General features: G+C 59.7%; 26 protein-coding genes, 1 tRNA gene and 1 pseudogene. 11 read left to right on the top strand and 17 right to left on the bottom strand.

The genetic code is table 11. The features are described 5' to 3' along the window. Positions 1-10: 10 nt before the first annotated feature. The 3 genes from mksF to mksB are packed head-to-tail and all read right to left on the bottom strand — an operon-like array spanning position 11 to position 4,819. The gene (gene mksF / locus J2Y90_RS01370; RefSeq protein ID WP_253495910.1) at positions 11-2,851 is read right to left on the bottom strand and encodes an Mks condensin complex protein MksF; all 2,841 of its coding nucleotides are present in this window, start codon (positions 2,849-2,851) and stop codon (positions 11-13) included. Then, positions 2,848-3,549 carry an Mks condensin complex protein MksE gene (gene mksE, locus J2Y90_RS01365; protein ID WP_016773189.1) on the bottom strand — a complete coding sequence of 234 codons (702 nt, stop codon included), beginning with the start codon at positions 3,547-3,549 and terminating at the stop codon, positions 2,848-2,850. Before mksE ends, mksF begins: the two co-directional genes overlap by 4 nt. Continuing rightward, positions 3,539-4,819 carry an Mks condensin complex protein MksB gene (gene mksB / locus J2Y90_RS01360; protein ID WP_160768349.1) on the bottom strand — a complete coding sequence of 427 codons (1,281 nt, stop codon included), beginning with the start codon at positions 4,817-4,819 and terminating at the stop codon, positions 3,539-3,541. Before mksB ends, mksE begins: the two co-directional genes overlap by 11 nt. Before the next feature lie 218 nt (positions 4,820-5,037). On the opposite strand from mksB, the gene J2Y90_RS01355 reads away from it, so the two are divergent. Both J2Y90_RS01355 and rimI read left to right on the top strand, forming a co-directional pair. Further along, positions 5,038-5,784 (top strand): energy transducer TonB, encoded by a 747-nt coding sequence (locus tag J2Y90_RS01355; RefSeq protein WP_253505016.1) that lies wholly within the window; start codon positions 5,038-5,040, stop codon positions 5,782-5,784. Beyond that, positions 5,777-6,229 (top strand): ribosomal protein S18-alanine N-acetyltransferase, encoded by a 453-nt coding sequence (rimI, locus tag J2Y90_RS01350; protein WP_039761243.1) that lies wholly within the window; start codon positions 5,777-5,779, stop codon positions 6,227-6,229. The genes J2Y90_RS01355 and rimI overlap by 8 nt, the downstream gene beginning before the upstream one ends. A 100-nt stretch (positions 6,230-6,329) precedes the next feature. Here rimI and J2Y90_RS01345 read toward each other — a convergent pair whose 3' ends face one another. After that, positions 6,330-6,734: a serine kinase/phosphatase gene (locus J2Y90_RS01345; protein WP_253495908.1), complete on the bottom strand. Its 405-nt coding sequence runs from the start codon at positions 6,732-6,734 to the stop codon at positions 6,330-6,332. Positions 6,735-6,874: 140 nt separating this feature from the next. Here J2Y90_RS01345 and can point away from each other — a divergent pair, with 140 nt between their 5' ends. Further along, on the top strand, positions 6,875-7,519 hold the full coding sequence (gene can / locus J2Y90_RS01340; RefSeq protein WP_039761245.1) for a carbonate dehydratase: 645 nt from the start codon (positions 6,875-6,877) through the stop codon (positions 7,517-7,519). A 9-nt stretch (positions 7,520-7,528) separates the two neighbouring features. Here the strand turns inward: can and J2Y90_RS01335 are convergent, their stop codons facing one another. Both J2Y90_RS01335 and J2Y90_RS01330 read right to left on the bottom strand, forming a co-directional pair. Next, positions 7,529-8,053: a lysine methyltransferase gene (locus J2Y90_RS01335; protein ID WP_253495906.1), complete on the bottom strand. Its 525-nt coding sequence runs from the start codon at positions 8,051-8,053 to the stop codon at positions 7,529-7,531. 175 nt (positions 8,054-8,228) lie between these two features. Next, a complete protein-coding gene (locus J2Y90_RS01330) occupies positions 8,229-9,401 on the bottom strand; it encodes a hypothetical protein (RefSeq protein WP_253495904.1) in 1,173 nt (390 codons plus the stop codon). Positions 9,402-9,618: 217 nt separating this feature from the next. Between J2Y90_RS01330 and J2Y90_RS01325 the strand changes: the two genes are divergently transcribed. Next, positions 9,619-9,909, top strand: coding sequence for a nucleotidyltransferase family protein (locus tag J2Y90_RS01325; RefSeq protein WP_253495902.1), 291 nt, complete (start codon positions 9,619-9,621; stop codon positions 9,907-9,909). Positions 9,910-9,970: 61 nt separating this feature from the next. Here J2Y90_RS01325 and J2Y90_RS01320 read toward each other — a convergent pair whose 3' ends face one another. Then, a complete protein-coding gene (locus tag J2Y90_RS01320) occupies positions 9,971-11,389 on the bottom strand; it encodes a short-chain fatty acid transporter (protein WP_253495900.1) in 1,419 nt (472 codons plus the stop codon). A 340-nt stretch (positions 11,390-11,729) separates the two neighbouring features. On the opposite strand from J2Y90_RS01320, the gene J2Y90_RS01315 reads away from it, so the two are divergent. The 5 genes and pseudogenes from J2Y90_RS01315 (at position 11,730) to J2Y90_RS01300 (ending at position 15,961) form a co-directional block, all read left to right on the top strand. After that, a complete protein-coding gene (locus J2Y90_RS01315) occupies positions 11,730-13,043 on the top strand; it encodes an MFS transporter (RefSeq protein ID WP_253495898.1) in 1,314 nt (437 codons plus the stop codon). A gap of 114 nt (positions 13,044-13,157) precedes the next feature. After that, positions 13,158-13,934, top strand: a pseudogene (locus tag J2Y90_RS26695) (PAS domain-containing protein); the annotation flags it as partial. Beyond that, positions 13,914-14,474, top strand: a complete 561-nt coding sequence (locus J2Y90_RS26690; protein WP_371919905.1) for a methyl-accepting chemotaxis protein — start codon at positions 13,914-13,916, stop codon at positions 14,472-14,474. The pseudogene J2Y90_RS26695 and the gene J2Y90_RS26690, both read left to right, overlap by 21 nt. A gap of 181 nt (positions 14,475-14,655) precedes the next feature. Further along, complete coding sequence (locus J2Y90_RS01305) at positions 14,656-15,255, top strand: flavin reductase family protein (RefSeq protein WP_253495895.1); 600 nt, start codon at positions 14,656-14,658, stop codon at positions 15,253-15,255. A 73-nt stretch (positions 15,256-15,328) separates the two neighbouring features. Further along, positions 15,329-15,961 (top strand): LysE family translocator, encoded by a 633-nt coding sequence (locus tag J2Y90_RS01300; protein WP_253495893.1) that lies wholly within the window; start codon positions 15,329-15,331, stop codon positions 15,959-15,961. Between the two features lie 10 nt (positions 15,962-15,971). Here J2Y90_RS01300 and J2Y90_RS01295 read toward each other — a convergent pair whose 3' ends face one another. The 8 genes from J2Y90_RS01295 to J2Y90_RS01260 form a co-directional block, all read right to left on the bottom strand. After that, a complete protein-coding gene (locus J2Y90_RS01295; protein WP_253495891.1) occupies positions 15,972-16,343 on the bottom strand; it encodes a helix-turn-helix domain-containing protein in 372 nt (123 codons plus the stop codon). Positions 16,344-16,346: 3 nt separating this feature from the next. Continuing rightward, a complete protein-coding gene (locus J2Y90_RS01290; protein WP_253495889.1) occupies positions 16,347-16,649 on the bottom strand; it encodes a type II toxin-antitoxin system HigB family toxin in 303 nt (100 codons plus the stop codon). A 248-nt stretch (positions 16,650-16,897) separates the two neighbouring features. Further along, positions 16,898-18,730, bottom strand: a complete 1,833-nt coding sequence (gene ggt, locus J2Y90_RS01285) for a gamma-glutamyltransferase (protein WP_253495887.1) — start codon at positions 18,728-18,730, stop codon at positions 16,898-16,900. Between the two features lie 204 nt (positions 18,731-18,934). Beyond that, complete coding sequence (locus tag J2Y90_RS01280; RefSeq protein ID WP_130910068.1) at positions 18,935-19,183, bottom strand: bacteriocin immunity protein; 249 nt, start codon at positions 19,181-19,183, stop codon at positions 18,935-18,937. Between the two features lie 50 nt (positions 19,184-19,233). Beyond that, positions 19,234-19,503 carry a bacteriocin immunity protein gene (locus tag J2Y90_RS01275; RefSeq protein ID WP_076564114.1) on the bottom strand — a complete coding sequence of 90 codons (270 nt, stop codon included), beginning with the start codon at positions 19,501-19,503 and terminating at the stop codon, positions 19,234-19,236. After that, the gene (locus tag J2Y90_RS01270; protein WP_076564113.1) at positions 19,500-19,766 is read right to left on the bottom strand and encodes a bacteriocin immunity protein; all 267 of its coding nucleotides are present in this window, start codon (positions 19,764-19,766) and stop codon (positions 19,500-19,502) included. The genes J2Y90_RS01275 and J2Y90_RS01270 overlap by 4 nt, the downstream gene beginning before the upstream one ends. Positions 19,767-19,863: 97 nt before the next feature. Next, positions 19,864-20,139, bottom strand: a complete 276-nt coding sequence (locus J2Y90_RS01265; protein ID WP_076564112.1) for a bacteriocin immunity protein — start codon at positions 20,137-20,139, stop codon at positions 19,864-19,866. Between the two features lie 6 nt (positions 20,140-20,145). After that, on the bottom strand, positions 20,146-21,393 hold the full coding sequence (locus J2Y90_RS01260; protein ID WP_253495885.1) for an S-type pyocin domain-containing protein: 1,248 nt from the start codon (positions 21,391-21,393) through the stop codon (positions 20,146-20,148). Positions 21,394-21,758: 365 nt separating this feature from the next. Here J2Y90_RS01260 and J2Y90_RS01255 point away from each other — a divergent pair, with 365 nt between their 5' ends. Further along, positions 21,759-22,151, top strand: a complete 393-nt coding sequence (locus tag J2Y90_RS01255; RefSeq protein ID WP_253495883.1) for a helix-turn-helix domain-containing protein — start codon at positions 21,759-21,761, stop codon at positions 22,149-22,151. Between the two features lie 79 nt (positions 22,152-22,230). Continuing rightward, positions 22,231-22,455 carry a SymE family type I addiction module toxin gene (locus tag J2Y90_RS01250; RefSeq protein ID WP_253495881.1) on the top strand — a complete coding sequence of 75 codons (225 nt, stop codon included), beginning with the start codon at positions 22,231-22,233 and terminating at the stop codon, positions 22,453-22,455. Between the two features lie 361 nt (positions 22,456-22,816). Here the strand turns inward: J2Y90_RS01250 and J2Y90_RS01245 are convergent. Then, positions 22,817-22,893: transfer RNA gene (locus J2Y90_RS01245), tRNA-Met, on the bottom strand. Between the two features lie 115 nt (positions 22,894-23,008). Next, positions 23,009-25,066, bottom strand: a complete 2,058-nt coding sequence (locus J2Y90_RS01240; RefSeq protein WP_253495879.1) for a methyl-accepting chemotaxis protein — start codon at positions 25,064-25,066, stop codon at positions 23,009-23,011. Between the last annotated feature and the right edge of the window lie 5 nt (positions 25,067-25,071).

Below are 25,071 nucleotides of genomic sequence, written 5' to 3'. Positions count from 1 at the left end.
CTAAAGCCGATCAAACCGCATCCAGCTCCGGCTCATCCGCCTGCACATTCAGCGTGGCCTTGACCACATCATGCCGGCGGATGTACTTCCAGTCAGCCTCATCGATGTAGATCCCCGCCGGGCCGCTACCACCCTCCAGGTCGATTGCGACACTGGCGCAGACTTGCGGCTTCACACTCGCCAGAATCGGCACGAAGCCCAGTTGCAGGCTGGTTTCCAGCAACGCTGCCTGGTTCTTCTCGTCGATGTCAGCCGCCTCGTCGAGGTAGTACGGCAGACGCACACGACCAGCCAGGTCGCGGTCCATCAAGTGCAGCAACAAGTACATATTGGTCAGCGCCTTGATGGTCATGGTCGTACCGTTAGAGGCTGCGCCGTCGATGTCGGTGTGGATGACTGGCTGACCATTGACCTTGGTGATCTCGAAGGCCAGTTCGAACAAGTCCTTGAGACCGAGCTGGTTGTGGTTTGCCGCCACCAGCCGCGCCAGGTATTCCTTGGCCTCTTCGTTCTTGTTGTCCTGCTCGGCGCTTTGGCTTAGATCGAACACCGATAGGGTCTCGCCTTCTTCGTACTGGCCGGCGCTGTGGATGATCTGGTCGATGTGCTTGAGGGCTTCCTTGTTCGGCGCAAGCACGATGCGGAAGCTCTGCAGGTTGGAAACCTGACGCTTGTTGATCTCGCGGTTGAACAGCGCCAGTTGATGCTCGAGGCTGTCGTAGTCGCTGCGGATGTTGCGCAGGGTGCGGGCGATGTCGGTGACCGCCGCGCGACGCGCCTTGCCCAACGTCAGGGCTTCGTCGGTACGGTGCGCGTAAGCGTTGATCAGCAGCGACAGACGGCGCTCCATGTCGTCTTCGCTATCGAACTTGGCCACACCTTTGAGGCGAACCTGCGCGTACAGCGCTTCGATCTGGCCATCGGCACGCAGTAAGCCCTGCCAGCTGTCCTGATAGTCGTTGAGCAGCGGCAGCAGGTTGTCCATCGAGTCGTCGACCGGGTCCATGAACGGCGTACCGAACGGCAGATCCGCTGGCAGTAACTGACGACGACGCAGCGCATCGTCGAGGGTGCGTTGCTTGGCTTCCATGTCTGCGATCTGCCGGCCGACCAGTTGCAGCTTGGCCGACAGTTGCTGGACGCGCTCGGTGAAGGCATCGCTGGAGCGTTTGAGTTCGTCCTGCGCGGCTTCCATTTGCGCCAATTGCTCGAGTTTGTCGCCTTCTTCGGCGCTCAGCGTCTGGGTGCGACGGAAATCTTCCAGGGCTTTCTGCGCGTCCAGCACTTGCTGGTACAGCGCTTCGGTCTGGATCTTGCTCGCGGCGCGGTCGGCGGCCACGGCTTGTTGGGTTTTCAGTTGCTTGAGTTCTTTTTCCAGACGCTCTTTCTGATCGCGCAGCGCGGCGCGGTCAGCCAACGCCTGCAAGGCCGGTGGCTCAATGTGCGAGATGTCGATGGACAGGCCCGGCACTTCGAAGCGCTCGCCTTTGAAGCCATCGAGAATCAGCTCAACCGATTTCACCCACTCGCCATTCTCGTCGAGGGTTATGCCGTGTTCGCCCAGCGGCAAGCTGAACAGCGCGCTGTTGAACAGACGCATCAGGCGCTCTACGTCCTGTTGCGAAAACTCTTCGCGCAGGCGGGCATAGCTGTTGTTGTCGGCATGATCGAGTTGTTGCTTCACCGACTTCAGGCGTTTTTCCAGATCGCGCAGACGCTCTTCCAGATCTTCGGCGCTGAACTGACGCGACTGCGCCAAGGCACCGGCCAGTTCATCGTGGGCGTCCTTGGCCGCGAGCAATTGTTGCTCAAGCACTTTGACGTCATCGACCAGAGCGAAGCGGTTCTTCAGCACCGAGAGCTCGCCGAGCCAGCGCTGGATGCCGGAAATTTCCCGCTCCAGACGCATCAGTTCCTGGGTGCCGCCACGCTGATCGTTTTGCAGGTCGTCCTGCTCGCGACGGTAATGCTCGGCCTGAATGGTCAGCTCTTCCTTGCGCGCCGTGGCGTAGTCCGACCAGGTGCCGAGCAAGGAATCGAGCAGCGGCGACAGGCGATGCAGTTTGCCGCGCAGCACGTCGCGCTGTTTCACGCCGTTGGCCAAGGCTTCAACCAGTGGGCCGGCCGCAACGAGCGAGTTGTAATCCTGCTCCATGCGCCGCACATCGCGGAAAGCTTCTTCGCAGGCGGCGATGTAATCGACGCTGCCCGAACGCAGGCTGTGTTCGAAAGCATCGAGGAACAGTTGCTTGAGCTTGGCCGCGGTGATTTCGCGCATGTGCAGCAGGTTGATGAACAGCGCACGGAAGGTCTTCAGGCTCTGCTCGCTGGTGGAGCGCAGCGGGATCAGCGTCAGGTCGAGCGGGATCGAGGTGTGGCCGCCGACCAGCAAACGGCGCAGTTCGTCGGGCTTGAGTTCGTAGGCTTTCAGGCCTTCTTTTTCGAGATTGCTGAACAGCTCTTTCTGACGCAGGCAGGTGTCGTTTTTCTGGTAATGCGCCAGATCGAGCTTGCCGGCATAGGCGAAGAACTGGTGACCGAAGCCACCGCCCGGGCCGCGACCGACCACGCCGATCACGTGCGGGCCGTGGGGCAGGTTGACTTCGACGAGGATGTAACTGGTGTCGGAAGCGAAGTAGAAGCGCCGCGATTGCTCAAGGCTGTACTTGCCGAAACTCATGTCCGACATGCGCGCCAGAATCGGGAACTGCAAAGCGTTGATCGACGCCGACTTGCCGAGGTTGTTCGCGCCGTAGACCGACAGCGGTTCTTCTAGCGGGAACAGGCCGAGGCTGTAACCGGCGGTGTTCAAAAGGGCAAAGCGGCGGATGCCGTAGCGTTCCTGGCTCATGCGTCGGACTCCTGTTCTTCGGCAATGGCGCGGGCCAGTGCGTCTTCTTCGCTCTCTTCTTCAAATTCGGAAAGATCGAGCGGATCGTCGGTTTCGAGGAATTTCGCTTCGGCTTCTTCGTCGATCAACACCGGTGCCGGCAGCGGCAATACGCTGTGCACGCTGGCCGCCAGATCGCGGTCCTGCTGCACCGACAGACAGACGTCGAGGAAACGGTGCATCGGTGGCAGGAAGCGGTAGACACCGTTTTCTTCGCCAGCAAAACCGAGCTGGGTCATGCGGCGCATGATTTTTTCTTCGAGTTCTTCAACGGTCTGCACTTCGGCCTGGATGAACAGGTCGCGGTACTTGTCCAGCAGCGACGGCAACTCTTCGCGGCCGAGGCTGCCGCCGTCGAGCACGGCGATCGGGTCGCGGCCCTGATCGGCCAGGTGCTCGACGAGGATGAAGGTGAACAGCGCCAGACGCTGGGCAGTCTTGTTCACCGCGGCGGCGGCCATGTCCGGCACGAAGTAGTAGAAACCACGGGTGTCGCAGACCAGTTCAAAGCCCAGCGCCTTGAACAGCGTGCGGTATTGGTCCTGGAAATTCGACAGTTGTGCGTACAGCTCGGGATCACGGCGGCTGACGTGGTAACCCTTGAACAACTCGCGGAAGATCGGCGCCAGTTGCGACAGTTCGGAAAGATCAAGATGCATTGGGGATGCTCGCAGAATCCTCGGCGGCGGTATCGCTGGCCGAGAGCAGGGCGAAGGAGCGCAGGCTGACCTGGTGCTCGTGAGTATGGTATTCGCGGCGTTCCAGACGCTCGCGCTTGAAGCGCTTTTCCCGCGACAGGCGCGAGAACCAGTAAAGCAATTCGTCGGTGGCGCCGTCCGGTTCCTGCTCCAGCAGCCACGTCATCAGATCCGGCATCGGCAGCGATTCTTCGCAACGATCGACCATCTCGCGCACGGTGCGTGGTGCACGTGGAGCGTCGCCAGCCTTCTGGGTTTTGTGCGCCTTGGGAAAGCGCGCCGGTTTCGGCTCGAAACGCGCCAGCGCATAAACGTAGGCTTCGACCTGACTGGCGCTGCCAAGGAAGGTGCTCTGTGGGCGGGTGAACAGCGGCATTGCGGCTTGCGGCACGGCGTCGATGCCTTTACGCCGGATCGCCGCCAGCGCCAGTGCGGCGCCGCGGGTCACGGCATTGTGCCGACGCGCTTCTTCACGCAACGGCAGCAGCAGTTCGCGGGCATGACGCAGGGTCAGTTGCGCGCTGGTCTGCATTTCGAGGATGCGCGCGTGGGTGCGCAGGAGCATATCGTCATCGACCAGATGGCCGAGGCGCTGCTGTTCGCTGAGCATCTTCAGCAGCACGGTTTCGACCTTGCGCACGCCTTGTTCGAAGGCGCCATCGGCGTTGACCAGATCGATCATCGGCTCGACGTATTCGTCCCACGTCGCCAATACTTCGGCGTAACGCTGACGCAGCGGAATCTGCCGGTCGCTGGTCTTCGCGCGTTCGGCCACGGCCACCAGCGCCTGTTCGTCGTTGTCGAGTTTCTTCAGTACGTCGCGCACGCGCATGTCGAGCAAACGCAACTGGCGCGCCAGGTCGTTGCCGTCGCGAACGTCGAAGGCGTCCTGGATATAACCGGCCAGACGCTCGAGGTGACGCAGATAGGCTTCGATTTCCAGGCACAGACCGAGGCGGTGTTCGCGGCGCAGGTAGGCGAGGAAGTCGTGAATCTGCGCATTGAGCTCGAAACGGTTCGGGCTCTTCGCCACCGGAACCAGAATATCGAGGCGGATCCACACGTCGAGCAGGCTGGTGATGTCCTGCGGCGTGCTGTCGAGTTGTTGGGCGGCCAGTTGCGTGCGCAGTTCGTTGAGGCTCAATGTGCCTTGGTCGAAGTGCTCGCACAGTGGCTCCAGAAGTGCCCAGTGTTCAGCGAGGGCGCGCAAGACGCGCTTGGGTTCGATCATCGGAATGGCCGGCTGGTTGGCGATTAAAAGCGGCGATTGTACTGCATCACGAAGGATGCGATTCACTCTCGGGACGGACTGTCGCTTTCTTTAGACCCAGTCTATCGATCAACAGCGGGCGATCTTGTGCGAAGGGCGGTAGAATCAGCGCACTTTCCGTATCCACAAGTGGCCGACCTTTGCTTATCGAGTCCCGCCGCCGCGCCTATTTGAACGCCATGCAGGTGGTCAACTGGTTGCCGCGCACCGAACTGCCATTTGCCGCACCGTCGCGGCCCGAGCTGCTGGAGATGCCCGAGCCTGAAGTCGAGGTGCCGGTTGTGCCGGCGCCTCAGGCCGAAGCACCGGCGCAACCTGCCGCGCGTCCGGCCGAGCGGCCGAAAATCGAGGTGCCGCGCCCGTCGCTGGCCAGCACCCGCAACGGCGCGAAACCGGTGGAAGAAGTCGACGAGAAGCCGGTGGTGATCAAGCCGGCGCCCGTGCCGCCTCCGCGGTTTGCCCTGCAACTGCTGCGCGCCGGGCGCTGTCTGCTGCTGGTCGAGTTACCCACAGGCGAAGCGTTCCAGAGTCGCGATCCGGCCTATCTGCTGCTCAAGGACATGCTGCGCGCCGCTGGTCTGCCGGATGCACCGCAGATCGTCGGCGAACCGGTGCGCTGGCCGTGGCTCAATCGCGGCACGCTGGATCAGGGGCCGGACGCGGCGCGCGACTTCGTGCAGGGTTTCCTCTCGGTGCAGATGGAAGCGGCGCCCTGTGCCTGTTTATGGCTGATCGGCTTGCCGGCGGTGAAGTTTGCCGGGGAGGCGGACGCCGAAGCATTCAATACTGAATTGCAGATCGAAGGTCTGGGCCTGGCCTGGGCGATTCCCGGTCTGGAACTGTTAATGGAAGAGCCACAGCGCAAGGCCGCTGTGTGGCAAGCCATGCGTCGGCTGATGGCGCGCTGGAAACAATCCGATGAGTGAGGCTGTAACCTTTCGCCCGATGACCGAGGCGGACCTGGACGCTGTGTTGAAGATCGAATACGCCGCGTACAGCCATCCGTGGACCCGGGGCATCTTTCTCGATGGCCTGGGCAAATACCAGATCTGGCTGATGTTCGAAGGGCAGCAGCAGGTGGGCCACGGCGTGGTGCAGATCATTCTTGATGAGGCGCACCTGCTCAATATCACCGTGAAGCCGGAAAATCAGGGCCGTGGCTTGGGGCTGACGTTGCTTGAGCATTTGATGTCGCGAGCGTATGCGGCCGAGGCTCGCGAGTGTTTTCTTGAAGTGCGCGACAGCAATACCGCGGCATTCAAGCTATACGAACGTTATGGCTTCAACGAGATTGGCCGGCGTCGCGATTATTATCCGGCGGTGGGTGGGCGTGAGGATGCGGTGGTTATGGCCTGTACACTAGTGGATTAGGCGTTAAAAAACATCGCGAGCAGGCTCACTCCTACAATTGGAATGCGTTCCCCTGTAGGAGTGAGCCTGCTCGCGATAGCGATTTATCAGGAGCCGCTGATCACCGCTTGCCATTCAGCGGATCCAGATCCGCCAATTCCGCCTCATCCAGTCCGTCACCGCCGCCGATGTCATTTTCACCGACCTCGCTCAAATCCCAATCCGCCGGATTGCCCTCGCCAGGTTCATCGGCATCGCGTGCACCATCCTCACGAATCAACGTCTCCGGGCTGAGGTCATCGTCGGTCGGCTGGTGATCATCTACCGAAGCCCCGGTGAGACCCGCCTCACGCACGCGTTCCTCGGGCATCAGTTGCTCACGTTCACGCTCGGGCAGCTCATCACCGATCTTTGCGCTGGGCTCGTCTTCGTCGAAATCCAGCTCGTGCACCGAGCCCATGCGGTCTTCGTTATCATCGATGGGTTCCGGTTGCACCGCATCATAAGGGCGTCGTGAATCAGTCATGGCAATTCCTCATACTGTGGGCCTTACTGAGTGGACTCACCGGGCGCGCGAGAATTCCAACGGAAACACTTTGCGCTGGTGGCGTGACTTCGACGGGTGGTCGTCTATCAAACCTGCGCATCTTTCTTGAGGCCTTATCCATGCACGATCTACAAGACCTGATTGATAACAACGAGCGTTGGGCTGACGCGATCACCAAGGAAGACCCGGATTTCTTCGCCAAACTGGCGCGCCAGCAGACCCCGGAATACCTGTGGATCGGCTGCTCCGACGCACGCGTGCCGGCCAACGAAATCGTCGGCATGCTCCCGGGTGATCTGTTCGTGCACCGCAACGTCGCCAACGTCGTGCTGCACACTGACCTCAACTGCCTGTCCGTGATCCAGTACGCCGTAGATGTGCTCAAGGTCAAACACATCCTCGTCACCGGCCACTACGGCTGCGGCGGTGTGCGCGCGTCGATGCAGGATCGCCAGTTCGGCCTGATCGATGGCTGGCTGCGTTCGATCCGCGATCTGTATTACGAGAAGCGCGAAGAACTGGCCAAGTTGGCGACCGAAGAAGAGCAGGTCGACCGGATGTGCGAACTCAACGTGATCCAGCAAGTGGCCAACGTCGCGCACACCAGCATCATCCAGAACGCCTGGCACCGCGGGCAGCCCTTGTCGATCCACGGCTGCATCTATGGCATCAAGGACGGCCGCTGGAAAAGTCTGAACACCACCATCAGTGGTTTCGAACAGTTGCCGCCGCAGTATCGTTTGCGCCCGGTCGGCGCGCCGTAACAAGCGCTCTCAGCGCAGCCCCGGGTGGCGCCAGCGCTGCAAGAACAGCTGACCTTCCAGCGTGGGTGGCTCATCGTAACCGGTGATCCATCCACGGCAGCGGGGCGAGCCGCAATCGCAGGCGAACTGGCGCAGCAGTCTGTCTTCGGTCGAGGCATAATCGATGCTCAGGCGTTCGCCGCTGTGGATATCTTTCAGCGCCCACAGCCATAATTCGCTCATATCGAGAAACACGTTCGGATCGCAGGCGTGTTCCAGCACTCCGCAAAAGCGCGGGTCGTAAATGTGGATGCCGGTTTGCAACTGTCGTGTCTGTCGACCGCGATAGGGCAGTAGCTGCCCGGAAACCCGGCACATTCGGCTGATTCGCAGAAACTCCCGGCGCGCGAGCACCGCCGTGGCCATGCCGTGTTCGTTGTGGATGATCTGAAAGTCGTCGCAGGATGGAAAGCCCAGCCGCACGGGGAGTCTGGCAAAAGGGTAGATGCCTTCGGTGTCGCGTGGGGGATGGCCGCCCATGGCTTGATTGTTCATAACGATCCTTGTTGGTAGGTATTGCCTCCGGATTGTGCCCATGCGTCGTCTGGCGACGCATGATTGGATCCAAGCGTCGCGCAATTGCAACATCAGGTCTACTGTCAAACCTGACAGGCGCGATCGCCGTTATCCCGCGTCAGCATTGGCTGACACGGGGTTGCTGCGGCAACGATTACAGAGCAGGTGCGGGCACGGCGGCCGCAGGCAGTGGCGTTTTCAGCTGCTGCAGTTGTGTCTTGACCGGTGGCGTGGCGCACTTGGCAGCCGCTTGTTCCGCGCTGAGATCGCGGATCGAGGTGTAGAACAACTCACAGGTTCTGACTTTTTGCGTCACCTGCCATGTTTGCGTGCAACTGTTCAGCGTGGCCTGCGCATCGCTGCCCGGTTTGCTGCCCATCCCGGCCTGCCAGCAGGCGGCGCTCAAATCCTGGCCCATGACTTTCAGGCCCGCCGCGTCTGCTTTGGCCTGGGCATCGTCGCCGGTATAGCTCTTCGGATCGGCGGCGTACCAGATGTAACTCGGATGATTCGAGCCGAGCACCGGCACATTCACCCCTTCGCTCGGACTGATGCTCGCCAGCCCCAATACGCCAACCGTCGGCCCATATTGCTCCTTGATCCAATTGCGTACCGGCGCACCAAACGCAACCATCGGCAGCGTCGTACCGCTGGCGGTCTGGCTGAACTGCTTGACCAGTGTGGTCTGGTAATCCTTGAAGTAGTCATAGACGTCCTCCAGATCACCGCCGGCATTGGACGGCGCGGCGATCGGGGCGATGTCGATGATGGTCTGGTAAGCCGGCGTCTGTTCGGCGGGGATGCCGTTATCGGTCAGCAAGGTTGCCCAGCGATCGGTGGTATTCGAGCGCAGGTAATCCTGCGCCTGCGTCAGCGAGTAATCCGGCGGGAAATGCAGCAGCTCGACGCTTTTACGATTTTCCAGGGCCATGCCCAGCGGCAGGAACAGATACCAGCTATAGGCCCATTTGCCATCGGCATTCAGCTGGCTGGCGCCGGTATAAGCCAGGTCGCCGGCGTCGAGTAACGCCGACAGCGGCTTGTCGTAGCCGTCGGGCACTCCGGTGATCTCGGCGTAGACTTGATCGTTGTCGGTTTTCACCAGCACCTTGCCATCGGCGTAACCATCGCGCTGCACGCTCTGGCTCAGGTAGTGAGCGACGGTCTGCTCCAGCGTCCAGTGACGGAAGCAGATCACGCTGCAATTGTTGGGGTAGGCGAAGAGCCGCGTGACGCGCTCGGTGCTGCCCAGTTTCACGTCGACATCGGCGTGGGCGGCGGCGCTTAGCGTGAGCGCGGTGAGGGTAAGTCCTGCTAGTTTGAGCATGCTCAGATCCTTTTCAGCGTGGGTTCCCCTCGATTTGGGGACGCTTCATAGTGGATCAGTGGTGTTTGACAGAAAAGCGGTTGAGTGTGGATTCTTGCCTGAATGCGGTATTACCCAAGCAGCGCACATATTGTTACGGCTGTGCCAACAAGCACGCTGCCTGGTGCGCGTCCGCACTGCTAGACTGCAGCGACATCGAATTTTCCAAGGGTGAGTCATGAAGCCTTCTACTGCTCTCGACATGCAAAGGTCCGCCGTCCGCGAAGTGATCGGGCGCTTTCGTGTGGCCAACCCGCGTGTATTTGGTTCAGCATTGCTGGGGACGGATCTGGACGGTAGCGATCTCGATCTGCTGGTTGACCCGCTGCCCGGCACGACGCTTTTTGATCTGGGCGGACTTCAGGTTGAGCTTGAAGACCTGCTGGGTGTTGCGGTCGAGGTGCTGACCCCCGGCGACCTGCCAGTGAAATTTCGTCAGCAGGTGCTTGATCAGGCGCGACCCTTCTAACACAGCGATCAAATCTACGTTTTGAAAGCACCTGCCCTTGAGCAGGCGCTTTCATATCACCCTACGGCATCACCGGCGGCGTATACGCCAATGTCGTCCCCAGCGCCCACAGCAACAGCAACACCAGCGGCGTGTGCACCAGCAGTTGCACGAACGAGAAGCCGATCAGGTCCCGCGCTTTCAACCCGAGCACGCCCAGCAGTGGCAGCATGTAAAACGGGTTGATCAGGTTCGGCAACGCTTCCGCCGCGTTGTAGATCTGCACCGCCCAGCCGAGGTGGTATTGCAGGTCGTTGGCGACTTGCATCACGTAGGGCGCTTCGATGATCCACTTGCCGCCGCCGGACGGGATGAAGAATCCGAGAATCGCCGAGTACACGCCCATCAGCAGTGCATAAGTGTCGTGCGAGGCGATGCTGACGAAGAAGGTCGAAATATGATGCGCAAGGGTTTGCGCATCGGCGCCCTTGACCGTGGTCATCAGCGCAGCGATCGAGCCGTACAGGGGGAACTGGATCAATACGCCGGTGGTGGTCGGCACCGCACGGGCCACCGCATCGAGGAAGCTGCGCGGGCGCCAGTGCAGCAGCGCGCCGAGCATGATGAACAGGAAATTGTAGGTGTTCAGGCCGGAAATCGCGGTAATTGCCGGTTTGGTCGAAAACTCGTGAAACAGCCATCCCGCCGCCAGAAGCACCAGCACAATGATCAGCAACGGGCTGTGTTCCAGCCATTCGCCGGGGCGAGTGCGCGGTTGCAGCGGTGGCAGGTTGAAGGCCGGGTCGATGCCGCAGGCCTTGGCGTCACGCGCCGACTTCGGCCCGGGCGCGGTGGCGTAGGCGATGATGATCGAGATCACGATCAGCGCCAGCAGCATGACCCCGGACTGCCAGAGGAAAATGGTTTCGGTGAACGGGATCACGCCGGTGATCGACAGGATCGACGGCGGCAGGCTGCCGGGGTTGGCCTGCAACTGTGCGGCCGACGATGACAGGCCCAGCGCCCATACCGCGCCGAGACCCAGGTATGCCGCGGCACCGGCGGCGCGGTAATCCATCTTCAGATCGGTGCGGCGGGCGAGGGCGCGTACCAGTAATCCGCCGAACACCAGCGACAGACCCCAGTTGAGCAAGGATGCGACCATCGAGATCAATGCCACCCAAGCCACGGCGGAGCGGCCGTTCTTCGGGATGCGGGCCAGTTTGTCGATCAGTCTGACCGCAGGGGGTGAACTGGCGACGACATAGCCGCCGATCACCACGAAGGCCATCTGCATGGTGAACGGGATCAGGCTCCAGAAGCCGTCGCCGAAGGCCATCGCTGCAGCGGTGGGTTTGGCGCCCATGGCCAGAGTGGCCAGCGCAACGATGATCACGGCCAACGCGGCGAATACCCAGGAATCGGGAAACCAGCGTTCGGCAAAATTTGAACAGCGCAGGGCAAAGCGCGCGGAGCGGCTATCTTCGATATCAACGGCCACGGGATGTACCTCGGATTTTTTATGGTTATTTTGGCCTGGCGGGCCACAATTTCAGCAATGTCACCGCGCCTTGTGGGAGCGAGCTTGCTCGCGAAGGCGTCAGGTCAGTCAACAGTGATGCTGAATGTACCGGCCTCTTCGCGAGCAAGCTCGCTCCCACACGGATTCATGGTGGTTGGTAAATTGTGACCCGGCAGACAGGCCCTAACAGTAAATCAAGCGCCGTCCATTTGTTGAGCAGGTTTTCGCAAACCGAGACTATGGTCTGACGGGTTGTCGTTCCGCGCATTTGCGTAGACCATGGGCGCCTTGGTTTTTGCCGATGCCTGAGTTCTTTGTCATGACTGCCAATTCTCCAGCCCGACCGGCGCCGTTCAGCCGTGCCGACTACAAGACCCTCGGCCTCGCCGCGCTCGGCGGGGCGCTGGAGATCTACGATTTCATCATTTTCGTGTTCTTCGCGCTGACCCTGAGCCAGCTGTTCTTCCCCCCGGAAATGCCCGAGTGGCTGCGTCTGCTGCAAAGCTTCGGCATCTTCGTCACCGGTTATCTGGCGCGGCCGCTGGGCGGGATTCTGATGGCGCATTTCGCCGACCGCTTGGGCCGCAAGAAAGTCTTCAGCCTGAGCATCCTGATGATGGCGCTGCCGTGCCTGTTGATCGGGATCATGCCGACCTACGCGCAGATCGGCTATTTCGCGCCCTTGCTGTTGCTGGCGCTGCGCATCCTGCAAGGCGCGGCGGTGGGTGGCGAAGTACCGAGTGCCTGGGTGTTCGTCGCCGAGCACGCGCCGACCGGGCATCGCGGTTACGCCCTCGGCTTTCTTCAGGCCGGCCTGACCTTCGGTTATTTGATCGGCGCACTCACCGCGACCTTCCTTGCACAGGTGTTCACTCCCGCCGAAATCCTCGATTACGCCTGGCGCTATCCGTTTCTGCTGGGTGGCGTGTTCGGTGTGGTGGGCGTTTATCTGCGCCGCTGGCTCAGCGAAACCCCGGTGTTCATGGCCATGGAGGCGCAACGCGAGGCGCGGGTCGAGCTGCCGTTGCGCACGGTGTTGCGTGAGCATCGTCTGGCCATGCTGCCGGCCATGCTGCTCACCTGCGTACTCACCTCGGCGGTGGTGGTGTTCGTCGTCATCACCCCGACCATGATGCAGAAAACCTTCGGCATGACTGCCAGCCACACCTTCGGCCTCAGTGCCTTGGGCATCGTCTTCCTGAATATCGGCTGCGTGATCGCCGGTCTGCTGGTCGATCGTATTGGTGCCTGGCGCACGGTCATGCTCTACAGCCTGTTGCTGCCGCTGGGCATTGGCGTTTTGTATGGCTGTTTGATCATGGGCGGGCACTGGATCGGCATTGCTTATGCCGTGGCCGGTCTGGCTTGTGGGGTAGTGGGTGCGGTGCCTTCGGTGATGGTCGGGTTGTTCCCGGCGCGGATTCGCGTGTCGGGCATTTCCTTCACCTACAACATTGCCTACGCGGCGTGGGCAAGTATCACACCGCTGTTGCTGATTGGTCTGATGCCGTGGAGCCCGTGGGTCTGCGTGATCTTCTGTGCGGTGATGGGCGCGGTGGGGATTTTGACGGCGGCGTATTTCGCTGCGCGCATGCCACGTACCGGACCGTGTCAGGTCGCGGGCGCTGCCTGAGCCGCAAGCGCCGGACTATTTTCGACTGACGGGTCGTGAGCCCGCTTCAGAAAAACTCCGCCAGGCCGATGGCTAGGTTGTATCCGCTTACTACCCTGCCATCGGTGCTTTCCCATGTTCAATAATCGCTTGAAGCAAGAGCTGGCCGCTCTCCGTGAAGAACTCTCCAGCCTTGTACAAGTGAAGGAAAGCCTGGAAAGCGAAATGCTCGCGCTGACCCTTGAGCCCGACGGGCGGATTCGTTCGGTCAACCAGAATTTTCTCAATGAAATGTTCTACAAGAGCCAGGACTTGATCGGTCGGGCAATCGAAGACATCGTCCCGGCCCACGTCAAAACCGACGAATTCCACCAGCGCTTCAAAAACTCCATGAGCCGTGGCGAGCATTTCGCCGGCGCCGTGCGCCTGTTGCGCGGCAATGGTAGCGAGGCGTGGCTGCGTTCGATCGTGCAACCGGTGCGCGCCTCCGATGGCCGGATCAGACACATCTCCTTCTACGCCAGCGACCTGACCCGCACCATCGAAGCCTCCCGCGAGCATGAAAACCTGATTGGCGCACTGGTGCGTTCCACCGCCGTGATCGAATTCGACCTCAGTGGCAATGTGCTCAGCGCCAATGATCGCTTTCTCAACGGCATGGGTTACAGCCTGGCGCAGATCAGAGGTAAACATCACCGTACGTTCTGCGCCCCGGAAGAATACAACAGCGCTGAGTACCAGAACTTCTGGCGGCGTTTGAACAGCGGTGAATTCGTCGCAGGGCGCTTCAAGCGTATCGACAGCCACGGTCGTACGGTGTGGCTGGAGGCGTCCTACAACCCGGTGGTGGATGCCAACGACAAACTTTACAAAGTGGTGAAGTTCGCCACGGTGATCACCGATCAGGTCAACCGCGAGCAGGCGGTTGCCGACGCAGCCAGCATCGCTTACAGCACTTCGCAACAAACCGACAGCACTGCGCAACGCGGCACCACGGTGGTCACCGAAGCGGTGAACGTGATGCGTGATCTGTCGCGGCACATGCAAGCCGCCGGCGAAGGAATCGAGGCGCTGAACGAGCAGTCGCTGGTGATCGGCACCATCGTCAAAACCATCAGCGGCATTGCCGAACAGACCAACCTGCTGGCGCTCAACGCTGCCATCGAAGCCGCCCGTGCCGGCGAGCAGGGCCGTGGTTTTGCCGTGGTTGCGGACGAGGTCCGGCAACTGGCCTCGCGCACCAGTCAGGCGACGGACGAAATCGTCGGCGTGGTGCGGCAGAACCAGGAAATGGCCCGCAGCGCCGTGGCATTGATGACCGACGGCAAGCTCCAGGCTGAACAAGGCCTGGCGCTGGCGGCGGAGGCGGGCACGGTGATTGTCGAGATTCAGGACGGTGCGCAGAAAGTGGTGGATGCGGTGGGGCAGTTTGCCAATCAGCTCTCTCACTGACCTGCACGCCGATCCCTGTAGGAGCTGACGAGTGAAACGAGGCTGCGATCTTTTGATTTGAATTCAAGCATCAGGGCCAGGATCAAAAGATCGCAGCGTTCCGCAGCTCCTACAGTTTTCCACCAACAGATCTTTCGGGGCTGGCGCTACAATCGGCTCCTTTTCCCCCGGAGCAGATCCCATGAGCGACTCCCACCGCCGTCCGGTACCCCTGAACAAAGCCTATCGCCTGCTCAACCACGGGCCGACCGTTCTGGTCAGTGCCGCTCACGACGGGCAACGCAATATCATGGCCGCCGCCTGGGCCATGCCGCTGGATTTCGAACCACCGAAAGTCGCCGTCGTCCTCGACAAATCCACCTGGACCCGCCAGTTGCTTGAAGCCTCCGGCACCTTTGTGCTGAACGTGCCCTGTGTCAATCAGGCCGATATCGTGCAAACCGTCGGCAACACCTCCGGCCTGGAAATCACCCGCAGCCAGGGCCAGGACAAATTTCAGGCGTATGGCCTGCACACCTTCGCAGGCGAACAGATTGAAGCGCCGTTGCTGGAAGGCTGTGTCGCCTGGCTCGAATGCCGCCTGCTGCCGGAGCCGCGCAATCACGAGCAATACGACCTGTTCCTCGCCGAAGTCATCGCCGCCCAGGCGGACGAGCGTGTGTTCAGCGATGGGCGCTGGCATTTCGAAGGGCAGGATGGATTGCGCACGCTGCATCACGTTGCGGGCGGGCATTTCCTGAAGATTGGTGACGGAGTGGACGGCAAGACGCTTGCGGTTTAACTGGTGTTGATGGAAAACCGTCAGCGGATGTAGCAAGGTAGACGTCTCATTTCACCTGACAGGCGCAACGCTCATGGACGTTTCAGTTGCCGGTTATCTTGCCCCGTTGCTGTCGCTGGCGCTGTTGTGGACAGTGGCGGTGGTCACGCCCGGGCCAAATTTCTTCAACATCGCGCAACTAGCGGCCAGTCACTCGCGCCGACATGGCGTGGTGGCTGCGCTGGGCGTGGCCACTGGCACGGTGCTGTGGGGCCTTGCCGGTGGCTTGGGAATCAAGACGCTGTTCAGCGCCGCGCCGACCCTCTATCTGGGCTTCAAGATTGCCGGCGGTTGCTACCTGATTTATCTGGGGCTGAAACAATTCAAGCGCAAGGCTACGGTTGCCCCCGGTACACCGGCTGCGCCCCGGCAGACTTATTCCGGCGTCTACGCTCGCGGTTTCCTCGGCAACATGACTAACCCGAAATCGGCACTCTTTGTCGCCACCATCTTCGCCACCGCCATGCCGCCCCACGTACTGCCGCTCCTGCTGGCGCTGGCCGTGCTGACGATGGCCACGCTGTCGTTCAGCTGGTATTGCAGCGTCGCCCTGTTCTTCGCCAGCCGCCGGGTTGCCGGTGTCTACGAGCGGTCACGCCAGTGGCTGGATCGATTGGCAGGTGGGTGCTATTTGTTCTTTGGGGTGCATTTGGTGGCGAATCGCTGAGCCTCCAGCCTCAACAGTGTTTCATCGGTTTGATCAGGCTTTCCGCAGGAATCCCAAATAACTCGTGAAGCTTCCAGATCATTGGCAAGGTCAGTGCTCGCTTGCCGTTCAATACCTCATAGACCCTGTTCGTTCGACCGATAGCCGGAGCCAGATCAGCAGCCGACAGGCCTGATTGTTCCATCCGGAATTTGATGGCATCGATCGGATTCGGCAAATCCAGCGGAAAGTTTTTGGATTCGTAGGCCTCGATGAGGGTGACCATGATGTCGAAGTAGTCACCTTCAGGGGTGCCAGGTTCTGGCTCGTTGTCGAAGAACGCAGATATATTCTTGAGCGCGGCTCGGTAGTCTTCTTCGTTATGGATAGGACGTATGTTCATGGGTTACTCCATTTCGACGGTATCAGCGTCGATCGCATCGTACTGCTTGTGAGTACCGACGAATTTTATATAAATCGCGCCGTAGCGATAGGCCACAGCTACGATCAGGCGAAAGTCGTTGCCCTTGATGTTGAACACAACTCTCCGGCTTTTCAGAATGCTTGCAGAAGCAAAATGTGCCTTGATCTGCGAAGGAGTTGTCCAGTTCGCTTTTCTTGCTTCATCAACCCACGCCAACAGCGGTTGTTCTGATTCGGGATACCGTTTCCAAAAATTTTTGAGCTGACTGACAGCAATAATTTTCATGACGTGATCCTAGTCCCGCTGTGGGACTGACGCAAGCCTGTTGGCGTTTGGTGGATGTACGGTTCAAATATGTTTGCGTTCATAAATGCCAGCAGATCCCGAAAATGATCTTCTTAAAGGTCACTAACTCTATCTGCGCTAGCTGATTTTCGGGGTAGGAAAAGGCGACGAGGGGCATATGAACAGAGCCAATCGCCGAAAAAAAAGGCCTACCTCCCGGTAAGCCTTTTCTGCCCACTTCGTAATACTCAATCCCCCAACGCTTCTCCCTCACGCCGAGGATCGGCGCCACCCGTCAATGTCGCTTTGCCCTGCGCATTCTTCACCCGCACGATCGCTTGGGTGCCGCTGGTCATGTCGATTTCGCTGATCGTGTGGCCTTTGTCTTTCAACGCCTGCATCAGCGCCGGGCTGAACTGTCCCTGTTCCAGTTCGGTCGGGCCGTTGCGGCTGCCGAAGTTGGGCAGGTTGATCGCACTTTGCGCGTCGAGTCTCCAGTCGAGCAGGCCGATGGTGGTTTTCGCCACGTATTCGATGATTTGCGAACCGCCCGGTGAACCGACCGTGGCGACGAATTCACCAGTGTCGCGATCAAAGATCAGCGTCGGCGCCATCGACGAGCGCGGGCGTTTACCCGGTTCGACGCGGTTGGCGACTTTCTGCCCGTTTTCTTCGGGGATGAACGAGAAGTCGGTCATCTGGTTGTTCAGCAGAAAACCCTGAACCATCAGGTGCGCGCCGAACGCGGCTTCGATGGTGGTGGTCATCGACACGGCGCCGCCGAGGTCATCCACCGCCACCACTTGCGAGGTAGAGATGCGCAACGGCGAGCGGTCCGGTGCGTAGGCAACCTGCACGCCCGGCGGTGTGCCCGGTTTGGCGCTGCCCATGCTGCGCTCGCCGATCAGGCTGGCGCGGCTGGCCAGGTAGGCCGGATCGAGCAGACCTTTGACCGGTACCGGGACGAAGTCGGTGTCGGCCACGTATTGCGCACGATCGGCATAGGCCAGACGTTCAGCCTCGGCGATCAGATGCACCGCTTGCGGCGCCGGTTCGATGCCGGCCGGCTTATTGGTGTTCACTGGTTTGAGTGAAGTCAGCGACAGGCGTGGATCGCGAGTCTCCAGCGCCTGCAATGTGCCGAGAATCTGCGCCACGGCGATCCCGCCCGACGATGGTGGCGGCATGCCGCAGACCTGCCAGCGCTTGTAATCGGTACACAGCGGCGCGCGCTCCTTGGCCTGATAACGCTGCAAATCGTTCAGCGACAGGCTGCCGGGGTTGGCGTGCTGTTGAACCTTGGCGACGATCTCTTCGGCGATCGGACCTTTGTACAGCGCATCGGCACCTTCGCTGGCGATGCGTTTGAACACGGCAGCCAATTTCGGGTTTTGCAGGCGTGTGCCGACAGCTTTGACGCTTTCATCGTCATTCAGGAAGTACGCGGCCATGTCTGGCGACTGGCGTATCAGTGGATCGGCAGTCAGCAGTGAATGCAGACGAGGGGAAATCGCAAAGCCTTGCTCGGCCAATTTGATCGCCGGCTCAAACAGCTTCGCCCATGGCAAGCGACCGTGCTGCCGATGCGCCAGCTCCAGCGCGCGCAATACCCCGGGCGTACCGACCGAGCGCCCGCCGATCTGCGCTTGCGTAAAGGCCATCGGTTTACCGTCAGCCTTCAGGAACAGCTTCTCGGTGGCCCCGGTCGGCGCCGTTTCGCGGCCGTCATAGGTGCGCACCTGCTTGCCATCCCACAACACAATCATCGCCCCGCCACCGATTCCGGAAGACTGCGGCTCAACCAGCGTCAACACCGCCTGCATCGCAATCGCCGCATCAATCGCCGAACCACCCTGACGCAACATCTCCCGCCCGGCTTCGGCCGCGAGCGGATTGGCAGCAGCGGCCATGTGTTTATTGGCATGACGGGTTTGCAGATCAGTGCGGTAACCGGAAGCGGCTTCCGGTGCCAGCGGCAACGAAGAAGAGGGCGGGGCGTTGCATGCGGTGAGGGTGAGGGCGCTGACAAGCAGTGTCAGGGCTGGCAGGCGAAAGCGTTTCAAGGGCTGGGCTGGAAACACGTGGGCTCTCCGTCCGTGGGGTAGAAGTCTTGTGGGACTTTATCGAGCGGGCGGGCGGGGTGCAAACCGGGGGTAGATTACAGCCCTCCCGCTCAGCGGCAGCGCCAATCGATCGGCCGAAAACGATGCCGTGGTGGGAGCGAGCCTACTCGCGAAAGCGGTAGCTCAGGCGGTGCGATCTTCTTGAGAGTATTGCAGGGTAATTTATTGCTTGAAGCCCGGCAGACCACGGGTAGAACGCCAGTCTTTCACAATTTTGGTAATGCCCTCGGCTGTTTGTTGTTTCATATCCTCGGGCCAATAGATAAGGTCAGTGCCCGCTGGGTGCTCACACAGACGTACAAATTCAAATAACAGCGGATCGAGAATCTCGTCTGGGCTTGTGTTGGCTGCAAGAACAGATTGCACAAATTTCAAGAATTCTGCTTCGGTGTAGTCGGATATGTTAGTCATAACGTTCTCAAGTTGAAGTTCCACAGTTCAAATGAAACGGGCGGCAGGATTCATGTCTTGAACCCAGGTAGTCGATTCGCTTCGCGCCATGCCATGACTGTACGAGCTATTCCGGCAGATGTTGTATCTGCTCCGGGCTCGGGGTAGAAGATCAGGTCTGTTCCAGCGGGGTGGCCGGTCAAAGCCCTGAATTCCGCCAGCAATCTGCCAAGCTCCTTGTCAGACCCACTTCTGTTGACTGCTCTTATATTTTTCACGAAACAGATGAATTCTGATTCTGTGTAGTCAGCTATGCTTTGCTTGGTGCGTTTTCTTATCATTGTTTGAAGCCCGACAGTCCATGGTCACTACGCCATTTCTTCAATGACTCAATGATTCCCTGTGCCGAGTCATCGGCGCCATCTTCAGGGTAAAAAATCAAATCGGATCCTGTTGGGTGTCCACAAATCAAATTGAAGTGAAGAACGAGCTTGCTTTCTTCTTCTTCGCTCCCCTCATTTCCGATAATGCGCTCAAGGATGTTGATGAATTCTTGCTCGGTGTAATCTGACAAATCGTCTTTAATAAGGAATTCCGTTGCCATTGCCTATCTCATGCACGAATCTTGGATGTGTTGAGACGCAATAAATCGTGACAGCCAAAGTTAACTCGATGGCTCGAACCCTCAACGACACGATTTATCAAGAGCCTTTGAACCCCGGCAATCCCTGTGCTTCTCGCCAGTCCCTGACACTTTGCATTACCCCCACAGGGGAGTTATCAGCACCAGGCTCCGGGTAGTAGATCAAGTCTGATCCTGCTGGATGCTCGCTGATTGTCTCGAAGTGCGCCAACAGTAAATCAGCACGATCATCGTTTTCAGCTTCTTCATCCTCTTTCGCGAGCTCTTGTAGTAGCGCGACGAATTCGGCCTCTGTGTATTCAGAAATGCTGGCTTTTAATAAGGTGTCTTTCATATTTGCCTATTCACGCCGGTGTATATCGATATGGTTCCGAGGAGTATTTACTCGAAGGTTATCTAGGTCATATACGCCACCACCCTTGGATATTTTTTCGAGATGGTGAATTTCATAAGACTTTCTACCGCCGACTCTATCGGCTTTACGCACACGTGGCGCCTTACCCTTACGCATGCGACCAACATTCTGTTCAATCAACTCACCCCCCGATGTTGACTCTGCAACAGTTTTCCAAAAGGTTGCTCTGAATGAGTCGAAGTTTTTGAATTCTCGTCCTCGTAGAGAGTTGGCAACGTCTGTTGGAATCGGAACCCCCACGTCCGAATCAGCCCCCGCAAGCCATATCCCCGACACATCCTCCCCCACCCCCGTAACGATCCCCGGCGTCTGCCTCGCCGGCCTCGAATAAACCACATATAACGACTTCAGCCCGGTGTCCGCCGGGAACACCAGAATACAATCCTCGGCTGTTACATCCTCGCCCGGCAGACCCTCAATCTGGCTATCGGTGTTGTCCGGGATGGGGTGGACGAGGATCGGGTCGAGTGCCTCACCGTGGTCGGGATAAACCAGCGGAGGCATCGACCCCAGTGGCCCGCGTTGGGGCGTCCAGAGAATGGTGATGCCGTTGAGCTTGGCCTCCATGGCGGTCTTGTCGGCGTTCCACTTGACGTTCACCGTGCGTACGGCGTCGTCGCCAGAGGCGCCGGAATGGATGCCGTAAACCCGCAGAACACCTTCGGCATCACGACGAAACTGGAAGCGCACGCGCGTGGTGGCGCGGCTCATGCGGCGTAGTTCTTCGTCGGTGTGAAGCGTGCCGTCGGCCATTTTGCTCGGCAGCATTCCCAGCACGAACACGCTGGCCGGCCCGCCGGCGCCACGGATGGCCCAGTTCAGGCGCTGTTGCAAAATTCCGCCGCCGGCCAGACGCACCAAAGCCAGGTCGGCACCTATCGCCGTCGCTACAGCGGTACTGGCGGAGGGCATGAGCATGGCGCCGGCGACCATGATCTTGCCGAAGTTGCTGGCTGGCTCCTTGGCAGTGCCAGCGTCCGTGCGACACCAGTTGTCCGGCGTGCAGGACTTGGCAAAGACCCTGTCTTCGCGTGGCCTGGGCGCAGGCCACTCGTCCTTCTCGATGTACACCGGCTCCGGCGCTTTCGGTGGAAGCAAAGTAAACCAGGCCCTGCCACCGCTATACGGATTTAATAACCAGTCATCGTCGAGAAGGTATTTGTATTGAGGCATGCCAACTCCCTGTATGGCGCTGAATCGAGCCAGGGGAGCTTGTCGGTCGAAGGGCAATTCGGGGAGAGAGGGGCGGGTGCTTGAAGTGATGAAAGATCTAGTTCTTACGTGAGCAGAGCCTGCTTCCTACAGCGCTATCTCAGTGCGTCGGTTTTGCGCCTGATTCAGGCGAAATTATCGTCGGTCGCGCCTGTAGTCTTTTCGTATGAATGGCGGATTACGCCGGATTTCTCTTACAGATTATTCAGGTCGACAACCTACGCGCCGCTGCCTGAGGATGTTTTCTGTAGTTTTGTCCAGGATGGATATCAGATGAAGAGGATGAGTCCGTTGCCATTCGATTTTATTTTCAGTCGGCCATTGTCATGAGCATTTCCAATGAGGACCGCGATTTTCTGGTGGCGATGGGCAGTCGCATTGCTCACTTACGCACGGTGCACGAGATCACACAGACTCGGTTTGCACGGGCTTTAGGTCTTTCCAGGCAAACCTTTCAGGGCTACGAGGAGGGCACGCGCAACATGCCGGTCACGACACTGGTGAAGATGGCATTTGCGCTTCGCGTTCCCGTTGAAGACCTGCTCGGGGTTCCCTCGTACACGGAGACGCCCAGACGCAGCTTGACCTCGACGTGGTATCGACGGCTGCAGTCCATTAATGAGCTTTCGAAGGTCCAACAGAAGGTAATTGCGCAGATGCTCGACGCCCTGATCGCACAGGCAGGGACCAAAACAAGCAACGAAGAAAGAGAAATTTGAAGTAACCCTAAGAACGCGGAACCAAGGTGCGCGAACACCCTGGCCCCGCTAACCACAAGCAGCTAAACAGGAGCTAATCATGGCTAAAACCAAGCATACGTCATCAACCCCCATCACTGAACGCCGGTTGAAAATCGCCGCTGATTTTTACCCGGTCCACGCAAAGGACACACCCTACAGCCCCGGCAAGCCTGTGCCTTGGATCAGGCTGCGCGGGCTGTGGTTGCGGCAAGCGGGATTCGAGGTAAACGAGAACGTCAAAGTGCGCGTGATGAAAGGGTGTCTGGTGATTACAGCGGAATAGATGAATCGTCCAAGTAAAGCCGAAACGCTATTTGTGTAGAAAAAACGCCGCTAACCCTCAAGGGATAGCGGCGTTTTTCCTCAAATAGCGCTTTTGATTATTTAGAATTTTATGGCGGGCGGGGCCTGTAATACCTGGCTAAAAGCATGGTTGTGATGAAGGCATTATCTTGAATTTGATATTTGGCTTATGTGAAAAAGGCGAAGTGCAAACTGTAAGAAAGTCTGACGGATGAGCGGCTGCGAGCCCACTGATCCAATCGAAAGGGCTGAAGATAGACCTTCTGTAGGTGGGGAACCGGAGGGGGATTATTGCGGGCATAAAAAAACGGCCTACCTTTCGGTAAGCCGTTTTTAGTACTTGGTGGCTACACAGGGACTTGAACCCCGGACCCCAGCATTATGAATGCTATGCTCTAACCAACTGAGCTATGTAGCCAAGTGGCGCGCATTATTCCCCTGAAATGGCAAAGCGTCAAGCGTAAATCGAAAATATTTCTTCCTGTTTTCAACCGCTTATCCTCCAGCCCCGAAAATCGGGGCCGGGGAGGGCGTCAGCGCAGTTGGAATCTGGCGGTATTGGCGCTCAGGGCCTCGCTACCCTGGCTCAAGGTGTCCGCCGCGAGGTTCACGGCGCGTGCGCCTTTGAGCAAACGCACCGCCGCTTGATCGACCTGCTGGATATTGCCGCTGACTTCGTCGGCGGTGCTGGCCTGTTCTTCGACTGCCGTGGCGATCTGCGCCAGGGTGTCAGTTACGCTTTGTACGGCGCTGGCGATTTCGCCCAGGCGTTCGCCGAGTCCGGTGACCGCTTCGGCGTCTGATTGGGCCTGGCCGCAGGCGGCTTCCATCAGGCTCACGGCTTCGTTGACCGTGGCGCGCAGGCTGTCGACGGTGCCGGCGATCTGCGCGGTGGACGATTGCGTGCGTTGCGAGAGGCTGCGCACCTCGTCGGCGACCACGGCAAAACCGCGACCCTGTTCACCGGCGCGGGCGGCTTCGATGGCGGCGTTGAGCGCGAGCAGGTTGGTCTGTTCAGCGACGCCACGAATGGTGTCGACCACCAGTTGAATCTGCTGGCCTTGCTCGCTGACCCGGCCGAGTGCGGCGGCAGTGTCGTTCAGGCGCTGATTGAGCTGCTGAATGCTGGCCGTGGTGCGCTGGCTGTCGCGGCTGCTGTCGGCGGCGATGCGCCGGGTGTGCTGGGCGCTGCCGGAAGCCTGTTCGCAACTCTGCGCGACGCCTTGCGAGGTGGCGGCCAATTGCGTAGCGGCAGCGGCGATCTGGCTGATCTGCAACTGCTGCGCCTCGACTTCACTGAGGGCGCCACTGGAGTGTTGGTTAAGGCTGCGCACCGCATTGCTCAATTGCGAGGTCTCGTGGTCGACGCCGAGCATGCTGCTGCGCAGTTGCACCACGGCGACGTTGAGCGCGGTGCTGATCGCCGCCAGCTCATCGCGCCCCACCACCGGCACTTGCAGGCTCAGGTTGCCGTCGCGCAAAGCTTCGGCGAGTAGGGTGATGCCGCTGGCGCTGCGGCGGATCGAGGCTTGCAGGCAGACGAACAGGTACAACGCCGCCAACAGCAGGCACCCGAAAATCGCCGCGACGACGATGAACTGGCGGATCGCCGAGCTGTAATAGGCATCGAGCCGCTGATCCAGCGCCACCAGCGATTGCTGGCGCAGCGAGGCGAGGTCGGTGAGCAGCCCGTCAAGGCTGCGTTCGAATTCTTCCGGCTTGAGGTTGATGCTGCCACCGAACACGCCGTCGTCGAGGACTTTCAGGCCGCTGTCGAGGTGTTTCAGGCTGTCGTGATACTGGCCGGCCCAGGCTTGCAGCTCGACTGGCAGGCGCGCTTCAAGCAGGCCAGCGGTTTTCACCAGTTGCTCACGGGCATCACCAATGCGGCTGCGCAGGTCGCGCAACTGCAGGCGGCTCTGCAGGGTGAACTGCCCGGAGACGACCGAGGCCTGGCCGACCGCGGCGAGACGGCCGACCCGCTCGATCAGGTCCGGCGCGTGCTGCGTGGAAATCTGCGTCAGCAGGTAGGTTTCCAGCCACGGCGCGAGGGTCAGGCGATTGTCCATGACGATCTGCTCGCGCAACGCTTGCAGCGCGCCCAGAGCGTTGGTGAAACGGTCATAACCGTCCGGCCACCAACCGACGCTGCTGAGGCTTTTCGAATCCAGGCCATTGAGCGCGGTTTGCAGCGCCTGATAGCGAGCAAGGATCTCGCCCTCGGCGCCTTGCTGGTTCAGCGCATTGCCCAGCTCCGTGGTGGCTTGCAGTACCGCCGGTTGCACGCCGTCGAATGCGGCCATGGCGGCGAGGGTGGCCGGTGTCGGCTGACGGTTGGTCTCGGTGGCGCGCCAGCGGGCGGCGCGGTCGCGTTGAGCGGCGAGCAGGTTGTCCAGCGCATCCAGCGCAAGCAATTGACGCACACCGGCACGTTCGCCGGAGATCAGATTGAGCTTCTCGCGATAGTCATGGCCGATCATCAACAGGCTGCCGGCCAGCGGCAGAATGAACAGCAGAAACAATAATTGGAATTTACCTGCGAAGCCAAACCGCCCCAGCAATTTGATCCCCGGTGAAAGGAAAGCCTGCATGCCTC

Origin of the sequence: Pseudomonas koreensis, from assembly GCF_024169245.1 — a bacterium.
Taxonomy (GTDB): Bacteria; Pseudomonadota; Gammaproteobacteria; order Pseudomonadales; family Pseudomonadaceae; genus Aquipseudomonas; species Aquipseudomonas koreensis_F.
The sequence above is the reverse complement of the archived record's forward strand: the minus strand, read 5'-3'. Positions and strand labels throughout refer to the sequence as shown.

Bases quoted from the DNA above. Each gene is read 5' to 3' on its own strand.
- J2Y90_RS01255 (WP_253495883.1), top strand. From the start codon at position 21,759: ATGAGCATTTCCAATGAGGACCGCGATTTTCTGGTGGCGATGGGCAGT.
- J2Y90_RS01330 (WP_253495904.1), bottom strand. From the start codon at position 9,401: ATGCTCAAACTAGCAGGACTTACCCTCACCGCGCTCACGCTAAGCGCC.
- J2Y90_RS01270 (WP_076564113.1), bottom strand. From the start codon at position 19,766: ATGGCAACGGAATTCCTTATTAAAGACGATTTGTCAGATTACACCGAG.
- mksE (WP_016773189.1), bottom strand. From the start codon at position 3,549: ATGCATCTTGATCTTTCCGAACTGTCGCAACTGGCGCCGATCTTCCGC.
- J2Y90_RS01280 (WP_130910068.1), bottom strand. From the start codon at position 19,183: ATGACTAACATATCCGACTACACCGAAGCAGAATTCTTGAAATTTGTG.
- J2Y90_RS01290 (WP_253495889.1), bottom strand. From the start codon at position 16,649: ATGAAAATTATTGCTGTCAGTCAGCTCAAAAATTTTTGGAAACGGTAT.
- J2Y90_RS01295 (WP_253495891.1), bottom strand. From the start codon at position 16,343: ATGAACATACGTCCTATCCATAACGAAGAAGACTACCGAGCCGCGCTC.
- J2Y90_RS01265 (WP_076564112.1), bottom strand. From the start codon at position 20,139: ATGAAAGACACCTTATTAAAAGCCAGCATTTCTGAATACACAGAGGCC.
- J2Y90_RS01355 (WP_253505016.1), top strand. From the start codon at position 5,038: ATGCAGGTGGTCAACTGGTTGCCGCGCACCGAACTGCCATTTGCCGCA.
- mksF (WP_253495910.1), bottom strand. From the start codon at position 2,851: ATGAGCCAGGAACGCTACGGCATCCGCCGCTTTGCCCTTTTGAACACC.
- mksB (WP_160768349.1), bottom strand. From the start codon at position 4,819: ATGATCGAACCCAAGCGCGTCTTGCGCGCCCTCGCTGAACACTGGGCA.
- J2Y90_RS01315 (WP_253495898.1), top strand. From the start codon at position 11,730: ATGACTGCCAATTCTCCAGCCCGACCGGCGCCGTTCAGCCGTGCCGAC.
- J2Y90_RS01345 (WP_253495908.1), bottom strand. From the start codon at position 6,734: ATGACTGATTCACGACGCCCTTATGATGCGGTGCAACCGGAACCCATC.
- rimI (WP_039761243.1), top strand. From the start codon at position 5,777: ATGAGTGAGGCTGTAACCTTTCGCCCGATGACCGAGGCGGACCTGGAC.
- J2Y90_RS01325 (WP_253495902.1), top strand. From the start codon at position 9,619: ATGAAGCCTTCTACTGCTCTCGACATGCAAAGGTCCGCCGTCCGCGAA.
- J2Y90_RS01305 (WP_253495895.1), top strand. From the start codon at position 14,656: ATGAGCGACTCCCACCGCCGTCCGGTACCCCTGAACAAAGCCTATCGC.
- J2Y90_RS01250 (WP_253495881.1), top strand. From the start codon at position 22,231: ATGGCTAAAACCAAGCATACGTCATCAACCCCCATCACTGAACGCCGG.
- can (WP_039761245.1), top strand. From the start codon at position 6,875: ATGCACGATCTACAAGACCTGATTGATAACAACGAGCGTTGGGCTGAC.
- J2Y90_RS01300 (WP_253495893.1), top strand. From the start codon at position 15,329: ATGGACGTTTCAGTTGCCGGTTATCTTGCCCCGTTGCTGTCGCTGGCG.
- J2Y90_RS01275 (WP_076564114.1), bottom strand. From the start codon at position 19,503: ATGATAAGAAAACGCACCAAGCAAAGCATAGCTGACTACACAGAATCA.
- J2Y90_RS01335 (WP_253495906.1), bottom strand. From the start codon at position 8,053: ATGAACAATCAAGCCATGGGCGGCCATCCCCCACGCGACACCGAAGGC.
- J2Y90_RS01260 (WP_253495885.1), bottom strand. From the start codon at position 21,393: ATGCCTCAATACAAATACCTTCTCGACGATGACTGGTTATTAAATCCG.
- J2Y90_RS01240 (WP_253495879.1), bottom strand. From the start codon at position 25,066: ATGCAGGCTTTCCTTTCACCGGGGATCAAATTGCTGGGGCGGTTTGGC.